We start from the raw sequence: 13,115 nt of genomic DNA on the forward strand, positions 1-13,115 counted from the left end.
GTGCTGACCGCGCTCTGGGTCAGGTTCAGTTCTTCGGCGGCCCGGGTGAAGCTCAGGTGCCGGGTCACGGCTTCGAAGCACTGCAGCGCGGTGATCGACGGCAAGTGGCGTTTGTTCAGCATGGGTGATCCCTTTTTCTTGTCTTTCTATGCGCAGCATGAATAAACGGAATGATATCTCGCGTAAAGGTCGTTTGTTGCCTTGCCCTCGGGAAGCTACAACTAAAGGCCTGCCCGGTCGTGAACGTTCGGCCGCACACATTCAGTTTTCCGCTTGAGGAGTGACCCATGGTTGCCGCATTGCTTGATCGTCTTGGTGTGAACCCGGCCTTGTACCAGAACGGCAAAGTGCCGGTGCATTCGCCCATCGACGGCAGCCGCATCGCCGCCGTGAACTGGGAAGGCCCGGCCGAAGTCGAGCAGCACATCAGTCGCGCAGATCATGCGTTCGAGCAGTGGCGCAAGGTGCCGGCCCCGCGTCGCGGTGAACTGGTGCGTCAGTTCGGCGAAGTGCTGCGTGAATACAAGACTGACCTCGGCGAGCTGGTGTCGTGGGAAGCGGGCAAGATCACTCAGGAAGGCCTCGGTGAAGTGCAGGAGATGATCGACATCTGCGACTTCGCCGTCGGTCTGTCGCGTCAGTTGTACGGTTTGACCATCGCCTCCGAGCGTCCGGGCCACCACATGCGTGAAACCTGGCATCCGCTGGGCGTGGTGGGCGTGATCAGCGCGTTCAACTTCCCGGTCGCAGTGTGGGCGTGGAACACCACGCTGGCGTTGGTCTGCGGCAACCCGGTGGTGTGGAAACCGTCGGAGAAAACCCCGCTGACCGCACTGGCCTGCCAGGCACTGTTCGACCGTGTGGTGAAGAATTTCAGCGATGCGCCGGCGAATCTGTGCCAGGTGATCATCGGTGGCCGTGACGCTGGCGAAGCGCTGGTGGACGACCCGCGTGTCGCGCTGATCAGCGCTACCGGCAGCACCCGCATGGGCCGCGAAGTGGCGCCGAAAGTCGCCGCTCGTTTTGCCCGCAGCATTCTGGAGCTGGGCGGCAATAACGCGATGATCCTCGGCCCGAGCGCCGATCTGGACATGGCCGTGCGCGCCATTCTGTTCAGCGCGGTCGGTACCGCCGGCCAGCGCTGCACCACCCTGCGGCGGCTGATTGCCCATGAGTCGGTGAAGGAAGAAATCGTCACCCGCCTCAAAGCCGCGTACGCCAAAGTGCGCATCGGCCACCCGCTGGAAGGCAATCTGGTCGGCCCGCTGATCGACAAACACAGTTTCGAAAACATGCAGGACGCGCTGGAGCAGGCGCTGAGCGAGGGTGGCCGAGTGTTTGGCGGCAAGCGCCAACTGGAAGACCAATTCCCGAATGCGTACTACGTGTCGCCGGCCATCGTCGAAATGCCAGAGCAGAGCGACGTGGTCTGCAGCGAAACCTTCGCCCCGATTCTCTATGTCGTCGGCTACAGCGACTTCCAGGAAGCGCTGCGCCTGAACAATGCCGTGCCGCAGGGCCTGTCGTCGTGCATCTTCACCACTGACGTGCGCGAGGCCGAGCAGTTCATGTCGGCGGTCGGCAGCGACTGCGGCATCGCCAACGTCAACATCGGCCCGAGCGGCGCGGAAATCGGCGGTGCATTTGGTGGCGAGAAAGAAACCGGTGGCGGTCGTGAGTCCGGGTCCGACGCCTGGCGCGCCTACATGCGCCGCCAGACCAACACCGTGAACTACTCGCTGGAGTTGCCGCTGGCGCAGGGCATTACCTTCGACTGAAATTGAGCAAAAGCTGAAAAGATCGCAGCCTTCGGCAGCTCCTACAGGGCTGCGGTTGGCTGCGGTTTTGTAGGAGCTGCCGAAGGCTGCGATCTTTTTAGTGCCCACAACGCAATTGGTTAGGTTTCTGTTGGAGTCTGGCAATGCCGTTACGCGAAGAATGTCTGTGGGAAAAACTCACGCCGCAACGCCCGGATAACACCGCGCTGCGGGGCGAGGTCAAAGTCGATGTCTGTGTGATCGGCGCCGGGTTTACCGGGTTGTCGGCGGCGCTGCATCTGTTGGAAAAAGGCAAAAGTGTCTGCGTGCTGGAAGCGCATCGTGCCGGGCACGGCGGCTCCGGGCGCAACGTCGGGCTGGTCAACGCCGGCATGTGGATCCCGCCGGACGAGATCGAGGCCGGATTCGGTGAAACGGTCGGCAGTCAGCTCAACCGCATGCTCGGGGCGGCACCGGCGCTGGTGTTCAGCCTTGTGGATAAATACAACATCGATTGCCAGTTGCGTCGCGAAGGCACCCTGCACATGGCGCACAACGCCAAGGGCGAGGCGGATCTGCGCAGTCGCGAGCAACAATGGAAACGCCGTGGCGCGCCGGTCGAGCTGCTCACCGGCAAGGCCTGCGAGCAAGCCACCGGCACCCAGAAGATCGCCGCCGCATTGCTCGACCGGCGCGCGGGTACGCTCAATCCGATGGCCTATGTCACTGGCCTGGCCAACGCGGTGAAGGGCCTGGGCGGGCAGATGTTCGATCACTCGCCAGTCAACCGTCTCGAGCGCGTGGGCCAGCAATGGTCAGTGCAGACCGAGCACGGTTCGGTGCTCGCCGAGCAAGTGGTGATCGCCTCCAACGCCTACACCGAGGGCGACTGGACCGAACTCAAGCGCAACTTCTTCCCCGGTTATTACTATCAGGTCGCTTCGGTGCCGCTGACCGAAGACGCCGCCCATGCAATCCTCCCCGGCGGGCAGGGCTCTTGGGACACGCGGCAGGTGCTGAGCAGCATCCGTCGTGACAAGGACGGCCGCCTGCTGCTCGGCAGTCTGGGCAACGGTAATCAGAAACCGACGTGGTTCCTCAAAGCCTGGGCCGACCGCGTGCAGCAGCATTACTTCCCCAACCTGAAACCGGTGGAATGGGAATGCACCTGGACCGGGCGCATCGCCTTCACCCCCGATCATCTGATGCGGCTGTTCGAGCCGGCGCCGGGACTGGTGGCCGTCACCGGTTACAACGGTCGCGGCGTGACCACCGGCACCGTGGTCGGCAAAGCCTTCGCCGACTACCTGTGTAACGGAAATCCTCAAGCCCTGCCGATCCCCTTCGCACCGATGCAGCCCCTGGCCGGCGTCGGGCTGCGCAGTTGCCTGTACGAAGCCGGGTTCTCGCTGTATCACGCGGGCCAGTGCCTGCGCATCGTCATCTGAGTGTTGAAATTTGTTGCTTGGCGCGGCGCTTTTCGATGCAGCGACTAGCCTGTAATGGTGCGGGTTGTAGCAGTACCGCACCAGCAGTGTGCAGTTCGGTGACGCGAGCTGTTACAGGCTGGTTGCACGTCGTTTGGTGCCGCGGTTGCAATGATGGCGCAAGAGGGTTGCGCCTGAGATTTAAAAAGGTTTCACCTTCCGCGGTTTAGACGGTTGCACGCCCAATGAAAATGGGAACGAAACAGTCGAAATAACAAGAAAGCAGCGACTTTTTGCAGAATAAAAAACCGATGGCACGGCGCTTGCTCAGAGCATTCAGTGAAGTGAAGTCGCAGTGCCAACTAAAAAAAACCTTGGAGCACCACCTCATGTCCCAGACGTTTTACAAGAAAGGCTTTCTGGCCCTCGCAGTAGCTACTGCGTTGGGTGTTTCTGCGTTTGCTCAAGCTGATGTGAAAATCGGTGTAGCGGGTCCAATGACTGGCGCCAACGCGGCATTTGGCGAGCAGTACATGAAGGGTGCACAGGCAGCGGCGGACGCGGTCAACGCGGCGGGCGGCGTCAACGGCGAGAAAATCGTACTGGTCAAGGGCGATGACGCCTGCGAACCGAAACAGGCAGTGACGGTTGCCAAAGACCTGGTCAACCAGAAGGTTGCCGGTGTGGTCGGTCACTTCTGCTCTTCTTCCACCATTCCAGCTTCGGAAATCTACGACGAAGCCGGCGTTATCGCGATCACTCCGGGTTCCACCAACCCGCAAGTGACCGAGCGCGGTCTGAGCGCCATGTTCCGTATGTGCGGGCGTGATGACCAGCAAGGCATCGTGGCTGGCGACTACATCGTCGACGTGCTCAAGGGCAAGAAAGTCGCGGTGATCCACGACAAGGACACCTACGGTCAAGGTCTGGCCGATGCGACCAAGGCCCAGTTGATCAAGCGTGGCGTGACCCCGGTGATCTACGAAGGTCTGACCCGTGGCGAGAAAGACTTCAGCGCCCTGGTCACCAAGATCCGCGCCGCTGGCGCCGACGTCGTGTACTTCGGCGGCCTGCACCCGGAAGCCGGCCCGCTGGTCAAGCAACTGCGTACCGAAGGCCTGAAAGACGTCAAGTTCATGTCTGACGACGGCATCGTTACCGACGAACTGGTGACCACCGCCGGTGGCCCGCAATACGTCGACGGCGTACTGATGACTTTCGGCGCCGACCCGCGCCTGCTGCCGGAAAGCAAGGCGGTGGTCGAGCAGTTCCGCAAGGCCGGCACCGAGCCTGAGGGCTACACCCTGTACGCCTACGCTTCGATCCAGACCCTGGCGGCCGGCTTCAATGGCGCCAAGTCCAATAAGGGTGACGACGCTGCCAAATGGCTGAAAGCCAACCCGGTGAAAACCGTCATGGGCGAGAAGTCCTGGGATTCCAAGGGTGACCTGAAAGTGTCCGACTACGTGGTTTACCAGTGGGACGCTAGCGGCAAATACCATCAGTTGGAAAAACAGAAGTAAGGGCTGACGCGATTCGCTTAACCCCCACCAATACCTGTGGGAGCGGGCTTGCCCGCGATGGCGTCAGGTCAGTCGACACACAGGTTGGCTGATCCACCGCTATCGCTGGCAAGCCAGCTCCCACAGGAGCCTCGGTGAGGCTGGGCTGATCGCGCTCTGACATTGCTCCGACGTAAATCTGTATTTTTCCTAGAAGAACCGCCCGCTCCGGTGGGCAGGTTCTCATTGCGTGAGATTGCGTTATGGATGGTATTTTCCTGCAGCAACTGGTCAACGGCCTGACCCTCGGGTCGGTCTATGGCCTGATCGCCATCGGCTACACAATGGTCTACGGCATCATCGGCATGATCAACTTCGCCCACGGCGAGGTTTACATGATTTCCGCGTACCTCGCGGCAATCAGTCTGGCTCTGCTGGCTTACTTCGGTATCGAATCCTTCCCGCTGTTGATGCTCGGCACGCTGGTCTTCACCATCGTCGTCACCGGCGTCTATGGCTGGGTAATCGAACGCGTCGCCTACAAACCTCTGCGCAACTCCACCCGACTGGCACCGCTGATCAGTGCCATCGGTATCTCCCTGATCCTGCAAAACTATGCCCAGATCAGCCAGGGCGCCCGTCAACAGGGTGTTCCGACGCTGCTCACCGGTGCCTGGCGCATCGACGTCGGCACAGGTTTCGTCCAGCTCACCTACACCAAGGTGTTCATTCTGGTCGCCGCATTTGTCGGCATGGGCCTGCTGACCTACGTGATCAAGTACACCAAGCTCGGCCGCATGTGCCGCGCCACCCAGCAAGACCGCAAGATGGCCTCGATCCTGGGGATCAACACCGACCGGGTGATTTCCTACGTGTTCATCATCGGTGCAGCGATGGCGGCTCTGGCCGGCGTGCTGATCACCATGAACTACGGCACGTTCGACTTCTACGCAGGCTTCGTCATCGGCATCAAGGCGTTCACCGCCGCCGTGCTGGGCGGGATCGGCTCACTGCCCGGCGCGATGCTCGGCGGGATCATTCTCGGGATTTCCGAGTCGCTGTTCTCGGGCCTGGTCAACTCCGACTACAAAGACGTGTTCAGCTTCTCGCTGCTCGTACTTGTTCTGGTCTTCCGGCCTCAGGGCCTGTTGGGCCGTCCTCTTGTGTCGAAGGTGTAAGCGATGTCTTCAACCACCCAAAAATCCATCGATATCAAAAAAAGTCTGGTTGAGGCGATTCTTGCCGGCCTTATTGCCCTGATCGTGTTCGGCCCGATTGTCGGTGTCGTGCTCGAGGGCTACAGCTTCAATCTTGAGCCGACCCGCGTCGCGTGGCTTATCGGCATTGTGATGATCGGCCGCTTTGCCTTGAGCCTGTTCCTGCAGACGCCCAAGGGCCTGAAGATCCTCGACGGCTTCGAGAGCACCGGTTCCGGCGTGCACGTGCTGCCGGCCGATCACAAATCACGCCTGCGCTGGATCATCCCGCTGCTGATCGTGCTCGCGGTCATCGTGCCGTTTGTCTCCAACTCCTATCTGCTGGGCGTGGTCATCCTCGGGCTGATCTATGTGCTGCTGGGGCTGGGACTCAACATCGTGGTGGGTCTGGCCGGTCTGCTCGATCTCGGTTACGTGGCGTTCTACGCCATCGGTGCCTACGGTCTGGCGCTGGGGTATCAATACCTCGGGCTGGGTTTCTGGACCGTGCTGCCACTGGCGGCGATCACCGCAGGTCTGGCCGGCTGCATCCTCGGTTTTCCGGTGCTGCGTCTGCACGGTGACTACCTGGCGATCGTGACCCTGGGCTTCGGTGAAATCATCCGTCTGATCCTCAACAACTGGCTGTCGCTGACCGGCGGCCCGAACGGTATGCCGGCGCCACTGCCGACATTCTTCGGTCTGGAATTCGGCAAGCGGGCCAAGGATGGCGGGGTGCCGTTCCACGAGTTCTTCGGCATCGCCTACAACCCGGACGTGAAGTATTACTTCATCTACACGGTGTTGTTCCTGGTGGTGCTGGCCGTGCTGTACATCAAGCATCGGCTGGTGAAAATGCCGGTGGGTCGCGCCTGGGAAGCGTTGCGCGAAGACGAAATCGCCTGCCGCTCGATGGGCCTCAACCATGTGCTGGTCAAGCTCTCGGCGTTCACCATCGGCGCGTCGACGGCGGGTCTGGCCGGGGTGTTTTTCGCCACCTATCAAGGCTTCGTCAACCCAACCTCGTTCACCTTCTTCGAATCGGCGCTGATCCTCGCCATCGTCGTGCTCGGCGGCATGGGCTCGACCATCGGCGTGGTGATCGCGGCGTTCGTGCTGACGGTTGCTCCGGAATTGCTGCGCGGCTTTGCCGAATACCGCGTGCTGCTGTTCGGCATCCTGATGGTGTTGATGATGATCTGGCGACCACGAGGGCTGATCCGCATCAGCCGTACCGGGGTCACTCCACGCAAAGGTGCCATTCACTATGAGAGGACTGCGCCATGAGTGAAGTTGTTCTCTCTGTGGAAAAACTGATGATGCACTTCGGTGGCATCAAGGCTTTGAGCGATGTGAGCCTCAAGGTCAAGCGCAACTCGATCTTCGCCCTGATCGGGCCGAACGGCGCCGGCAAGACCACGGTGTTCAACTGCCTGACCGGGTTCTACAAGGCCTCCGGCGGCAAGATCGAACTCAACGTGCGTGGCCAGCAGACCAACGTCATCCAGTTGCTGGGCGAGTCGTTCAAACCGACCGACTTCGTGTCGCCGAAAAGCTTCCTCAGTCGCCTGTACTACAAGATGTTCGGCGGCACGCATCTGGTGAACCGCGCAGGCCTGGCCCGAACCTTCCAGAACATTCGTCTGTTCAAGGAAATGTCGGTGCTGGAAAACCTGCTGGTGGCCCAGCACATGTGGGTCAACCGCAACATGCTCGCCGGCATCCTCAACACCAAGGGCTACCGCAAAGCGGAAAGCGATGCGCTGGATTGCGCGTTCTACTGGCTCGAAGTGGTGGATCTGGTGGACTGCGCCAACCGTCTGGCCGGTGAACTGTCCTACGGGCAGCAACGCCGTCTGGAAATCGCCCGGGCCATGTGTACCCGCCCGCAGATCATCTGCCTCGACGAACCGGCCGCCGGCCTCAACCCTCAGGAAACCGAAGCGCTGAGCGCGATGATCCGGCTGCTGCGCGACGAGCACGATCTGACCGTGGTGCTGATCGAACACGACATGGGCATGGTGATGAGCATTTCCGACCACATCGTGGTGCTGGACCACGGCATTGTCATCGCCGAGGGCGGGCCTGAGGCGATCCGCAACGATCCGAAAGTGATTGCCGCCTACCTGGGCGCCGACGAAGAGGAGCTGGTATGAGCAAACCGATCCTCGAACTGAAAAAACTGGACGTGTTCTACGGCCCGATCCAGGCCCTCAAAGGCGTGTCGCTTGAGATCAACGAAGGAGAGACCGTCAGCCTGATCGGCTCCAACGGCGCGGGTAAATCCACGCTGCTGATGTCGATCTTCGGCCAGCCACGAGCGGCGGGCGGACAGATCCTCTATCAGGGCGTCGACATTACCCACAAGTCCTCGCACTACATCGCCTCCAACGGCATTGCGCAGTCGCCGGAAGGGCGGCGAGTGTTCCCCGACATGACCGTCGAGGAAAACCTGCTGATGGGCACCATCCCGATTGGCGACAAGTACGCCAAGGAGGACATGCAGCGCATGTTCGAGCTGTTCCCGCGGCTTGAAGAGCGCCGTACCCAGCGGGCGATGACCATGTCCGGCGGCGAGCAGCAGATGCTCGCCATTGCCCGCGCCCTGATGAGTCGGCCGAAGCTGTTGTTGCTCGATGAACCGAGCCTGGGGTTGGCGCCGATTGTGGTGAAGCAGATCTTCGCCACCCTGCGGGAACTGGCGAAAACCGGCATGACGATTTTCCTCGTCGAGCAGAACGCCAACCATGCGTTGAAGCTGTCGGACCGGGCGTATGTAATGGTCAACGGCGAGATTCGCCTGACCGGTACCGGTAAAGAGCTGTTGGTGAATGAGGAGGTGCGTAACGCTTATTTGGGCGGGCATTGATACTTCCTGAGTTGTCCACAAGCCCCGCGACGAAAGTCCCGGGGCTATTTACATCTCAAACCACCACAATCCCCCTGTAGGAGCTGCCGAAGGCTGCGATCTTTTGATGTTGTTTTTGAAAGTCAAAAGATCGCAGCCTTCGGCAGCTCCTACAGTGAATTCATCTTCAATATCAAGCCGATTGTGAAATTGTGGAAAACAAATTCCCATAGCTGCCAAAGCGCGACATATAGACGCTGCAAATGGCTGTTTTTCCACAGTTTTGACTTGTCCCCGTTTGCTGTGGAGCTGGCTGTGAATAACGTGGGAGTAGCTGGCTGAAAGCCTTGTAAAACGTGGCTTTCAGGGCAGTGATTGATTTTTGATCAGGCATTTTTGCGGGAGCTGAAGACGCTGTTGTCAACCTTTTTCTAGGCTGCATTGCAGTGACAAATCGATGTGAACAAGCCTGTGGATAAGTCTGTGACTAAACTCTGGAAAGACCGCGCTGAGCGGCGTAGTTACTGGCCTCGCGCAATCACTGCGCTGACTGGTCGGTCGTGCAAAATGCCATCTCCGGCACAACAGCCGTGCCAGGGTCAAGCAAAAAACTTTCTATTTCCCGCGCAAAGCCTTGTGGGGCGCGGCTTTGCGCGTTTCCACTTGCCCCCGGAAACTGTGGAAGGGACTGTGGATAACGTGCGTGCACATGGCTACAGGCCACGCCCCACAAGGCGTACCAACGGTTGATCAATTTTTGATCTGGAGTGCGCTTATGTAGGAGCTGCCGCAGGCTGCGATCTTTTGATTTTCCAGAGCAAGATCAAAAGATCGCAGCCTGCGGCAGCTCCTACAGTGGGCAGTGGTTGCTCGTCATTGCCGGGCCGGGCATGCTGGCTGCTGATTTTCTATTTCAATGGCCGCGCTCGTGGCCGACGCAAGGAGAACACGATGTCCAACACCCTGTTTATCACCGGCGCGACGTCCGGATTTGGTGAAGCCTGTGCCCGCCGGTTTGCCGAGGCTGGCTGGAAACTGGTGTTGACCGGTCGTCGTGCAGAACGTCTGAATGCCCTGTGCGCCGAACTGTCGAAACAGACCGAAGTGCATGGCCTGGTGCTCGACGTGCGTGACCGCAAGGCGATGGAAGAGGCAATTGCCAATCTGCCACCGTCGTTCGCCAAACTGCGTGGCCTGATCAACAACGCCGGGCTGGCGCTGGGCGTTGACCCCGCACCCAAATGCGACCTCGACGACTGGGACACCATGGTCGACACCAACGTCAAAGGCCTGATGTACAGCACCCGTCTGCTGTTGCCACGGTTGATCGCGCACGGCCGTGGGGCCGGCATCGTCAACCTCGGCTCCATTGCCGGCAACTACCCGTATCCGGGCAGCCACGTGTATGGCGCGACCAAGGCGTTCGTGAAGCAGTTCTCGCTGAACCTGCGTTGCGACCTGCAGGGCACCGGCGTGCGCGTCAGCAACATCGAGCCAGGTCTGTGTGAAAGCGAGTTCTCGCTGGTGCGTTTTGCCGGTGACCAGGAGCGTTACAACGCCACCTACGCCGGTGCTGAGCCGATCCAGCCGCAGGACATCGCCGAGACCATTTTCTGGGTGCTCAATGCCCCGGCGCACATCAACATCAACAGCCTGGAACTGATGCCGGTGAGCCAGACCTGGGCCGGTTTTGCCATCGAGCGTAACAAGGCGTAAGACCGCATAATGGCCTTCGCTGGCAAGCCAGCTCCCACAGGATCGTCGGTATACATAAAATCTTGTAATCGACTCGGTACCTGTGGGAGCTGGCTTGCCAGCGATGAGGCCGTAACAGGCAAAACATGGCGATAAGGTAAACTCCCTCCTCAACAACCCCACCGCACCCCGCGGTTCAAAGGTTTTTAGAGGAGGCTACGTGAGTAACCGAGGTGAGCAGTCACTGCTCAAACAATCGACCATCCTGATGTTCGCGGTGTCGATTGCCGGGATCGTCACCGGTTTTGTTTCAGGTTCCCAATCCATCCTTTTCGATGGTTTTTTCTCGCTGATCGCAACGTTCATCAAAGTGCTGATGCTGATCACTGCACGGCTGATCGCCAAAGAAAGCAATCACCGCTTCCAGTTCGGTTTCTGGCATCTGGAGCCGATGGTGCTGCTGATCGAAGGCAGCTTCCTGCTGTTGATCGCCATCTATGCGTTCCTCAACGGTGTGTTTGGCATCATCAACGGTGGCCGCGAGATTGAGCTGGGGCTGGTGATCATTTATGCGGCGGTGTTCACCGTCGTCGAGTTCGCCTATTTCTTCTACGTGCGCCGGCGCAATCGCAAGCTCAAGTCCAGCCTGATCCAGTTCGACAACATCAGCTGGCTGGTGGACGCGATGCTCTCGGTCGGCCTGTTGATCAGTTTCCTCGTGGCGCTGCTGCTCCAGGCCCAGGGCTTTGGTGAGTGGGCGAAGTTTGTCGACCCGCTGATCCTGATCGTGCTGGCCCTGACCATGTTGCCGCCGGCGTTCAAGATCCTTGGCCCGGCGCTGCGCGATGTGCTGGGCATTGCCCCGGACACGCTGGATGATCAGGTGCGCCAGGTGATGGAAGCGGCGAAGGTCGAGCATGGTTTCGACGACTACGTGACCTACGTGCAGAAGCACGGGCGGGCGCGGTTCATCGAGATTCATGTGGTGTTGCCGGCGGATTACCGGTTGCAGAGCGTTGGGCAACTGGATGCGTTGCGCGAGGAGATCTCGGCGCAGCTGGGCGAGCCGGATGCGGCGCGCTGGTTGACTATCAGCTTTACCGGCGACAAGAAGTGGATTGCGTAGAGACCGTATAACGGCTATTCGCGAGCAAGCCCGCTCCCACAGGGATCCGAGCTGTTCACAGATTATGTGTTCGGCGAAATTCCCATGTGGGAGCGGGCTTGCTCGCGAAAGCTATTTTCAATCACCGCAGATATTCGGATAAACCGCTGTAGCACGTCGCCAAGTGATAAGGCGTGGTCGAAGGCATGTCCTTGCGGCTGACTTCACCCTGCTCGTCCCGGCACTCATGCCAACCGCCGGCATGCAGAAAACGCTGTTGCAGCGCCTGCAACTGGTGCATCACTGCGGCTTCGCTGTCCGGTCGCAGGGTCAGGGCGCGCAGGTATTCGGCCTGCGCCCAGATGCGCTGAGTGGAATCCTTCGGCTGTCCATCCGGTTGCAGATCGAGCATCGCCCGCACCGCCCCTGAAGGCTGTTCAACACCGAATTGCTCGGTGAAAGCGAACGCCCGGTCCAGCGCCGCGTGCAGTTCCGAGCCGCGCAGAAATGGCGAAGATTCAAGCAGGAAATACCATTCGAACTGATGCCCCGGCTCGTACCAGTTATCCACAGCCCCCAACGGTTTTTCCATCAGCACGCCGTGCTGCGGATCGACGAAGTGTTGGTGCATGGCTGTGCATAACTCAAGCAGCGCCCGCTGCGTTGGCGCGTCGTCACGCACGGCGAGGGTGGCGAGAAAGGCTTCGGCCAAGTGCATCAGCGGGTTTTGCAGCGGACCGGTTTGCAGGGTGATCCAGTCGCGCTCCAGACACGCTTCGTACAGGCCATCGCCGGTGGCGAATCGGCGGCCGATGACTTCCAGCGCGGCGTTGAGTGTGGATTCCACCAGCGGCTCGCGGGACTTGGCCCAGTAATGGGCGCAGGCGAACAGGATGAAGGCATGGGTGTAGAGGTCTTTGCGCTGATCCAGCGGCTTGCCCTGCGCATCGATGCTGTAGAACCAGCCACCGTGCTCGGCATCGTGGAAGTGCCGTTGCAGCGATCGGAATAGCGCGGCGGCGCGTACCTCGGCGTTATCCACAACCCCGATCAGGCTGGAAAACAGATACAGCTGCCGTGCGCAGGCCATCGCCCGATAGCGTTGCGGCGGCAGCGGCTGGTGAGCGGCGTCCAGTGCCTCATAGGGCAGCGCCATGTCGGCGTTCCAGCCCGGGCCTTGCCAGAGCGGCACGATCACGTTCAGAAAGTGCTGTTGCACATCGCTGAACAGGGCGGTCAATTCAGGCAGGGAGGTGGAGCGGGAAGCATGGGGCATTGGCGGACGTCGTCACGGCTGGGGCGATTGCGCGACATGGTAGCAGAGCCGCGTCCTTTAGAGACGCGGTGTCTGTCAGACCGCTATCGCTAGCAGGCTGGCTCCCATAGTTGAACCGGGTTCGCAGAACTGAATTCGCGACTGGATTCTGTTAGGAGCTGCCGCAGGCTGCGATCTTTTGATCTGGCTTTTAACAACCAAAGTCAAAAGATCGCAGCCTGCGGCAGCTCCTACAGGAGAGTGCATTCCAATTGTGGGAGCTGGCTTGCCAGCGATGGGGCGGGTTCAGGCGATAGAGATCAACCGGCC

Annotated in this window: 11 protein-coding genes; 9 read left to right on the plus strand and 2 right to left on the minus strand. The window is 60.0% G+C overall.

Going from position 1 to position 13,115, the window contains the following annotated elements:
* Positions 1-122 (minus strand): LysR family transcriptional regulator (locus tag DBR18_RS29815; RefSeq protein ID WP_371921142.1); only part of this gene is annotated, 122 nt, incomplete at its 3' end.
* Between the two features lie 165 nt (positions 123-287).
* Here DBR18_RS29815 and DBR18_RS23855 point away from each other — a divergent pair.
* From DBR18_RS23855 to DBR18_RS23900, 9 genes are all read left to right on the plus strand, one after another.
* The gene (locus tag DBR18_RS23855) at positions 288-1,778 is read left to right on the plus strand and encodes an aldehyde dehydrogenase family protein (protein ID WP_108592162.1); all 1,491 of its coding nucleotides are present in this window, start codon (positions 288-290) and stop codon (positions 1,776-1,778) included.
* A 143-nt stretch (positions 1,779-1,921) separates the two neighbouring features.
* Positions 1,922-3,205: an FAD-binding oxidoreductase gene (locus DBR18_RS23860; protein WP_108592163.1), complete on the plus strand. Its 1,284-nt coding sequence runs from the start codon at positions 1,922-1,924 to the stop codon at positions 3,203-3,205.
* Positions 3,206-3,573: 368 nt separating this feature from the next.
* Positions 3,574-4,707, plus strand: coding sequence for an ABC transporter substrate-binding protein (locus DBR18_RS23865; protein ID WP_108592164.1), 1,134 nt, complete (start codon positions 3,574-3,576; stop codon positions 4,705-4,707).
* A gap of 242 nt (positions 4,708-4,949) precedes the next feature.
* Positions 4,950-5,864: a branched-chain amino acid ABC transporter permease gene (locus DBR18_RS23870; RefSeq protein WP_003221160.1), complete on the plus strand. Its 915-nt coding sequence runs from the start codon at positions 4,950-4,952 to the stop codon at positions 5,862-5,864.
* Between the two features lie 3 nt (positions 5,865-5,867).
* Entirely contained in the window at positions 5,868-7,169 is a 1,302-nt protein-coding gene (gene livM / locus DBR18_RS23875) for a high-affinity branched-chain amino acid ABC transporter permease LivM (RefSeq protein WP_007967484.1), read from the plus strand.
* On the plus strand, positions 7,166-8,038 hold the full coding sequence (locus DBR18_RS23880; RefSeq protein WP_007967487.1) for an ABC transporter ATP-binding protein: 873 nt from the start codon (positions 7,166-7,168) through the stop codon (positions 8,036-8,038). Before livM ends, DBR18_RS23880 begins: the two co-directional genes overlap by 4 nt.
* A complete protein-coding gene (locus tag DBR18_RS23885; protein WP_108592165.1) occupies positions 8,035-8,751 on the plus strand; it encodes an ABC transporter ATP-binding protein in 717 nt (238 codons plus the stop codon). The genes DBR18_RS23880 and DBR18_RS23885 overlap by 4 nt, the downstream gene beginning before the upstream one ends.
* A 930-nt stretch (positions 8,752-9,681) precedes the next feature.
* Positions 9,682-10,446: an SDR family oxidoreductase gene (locus tag DBR18_RS23895; RefSeq protein ID WP_041065617.1), complete on the plus strand. Its 765-nt coding sequence runs from the start codon at positions 9,682-9,684 to the stop codon at positions 10,444-10,446.
* A gap of 199 nt (positions 10,447-10,645) precedes the next feature.
* Positions 10,646-11,551 carry a cation diffusion facilitator family transporter gene (locus tag DBR18_RS23900; protein WP_108592166.1) on the plus strand — a complete coding sequence of 302 codons (906 nt, stop codon included), beginning with the start codon at positions 10,646-10,648 and terminating at the stop codon, positions 11,549-11,551.
* A gap of 121 nt (positions 11,552-11,672) precedes the next feature.
* On the opposite strand, the gene DBR18_RS23905 is transcribed toward DBR18_RS23900, so the two are convergent.
* Positions 11,673-12,806, minus strand: a complete 1,134-nt coding sequence (locus tag DBR18_RS23905; protein ID WP_108592167.1) for an AGE family epimerase/isomerase — start codon at positions 12,804-12,806, stop codon at positions 11,673-11,675.
* Positions 12,807-13,115: the final 309 nt, after the last annotated feature.

The sequence above is a fragment of the Pseudomonas sp. HMWF021 genome (assembly GCF_003061005.1).
In the GTDB taxonomy this organism is placed as follows: domain Bacteria; phylum Pseudomonadota; class Gammaproteobacteria; order Pseudomonadales; family Pseudomonadaceae; genus Aquipseudomonas.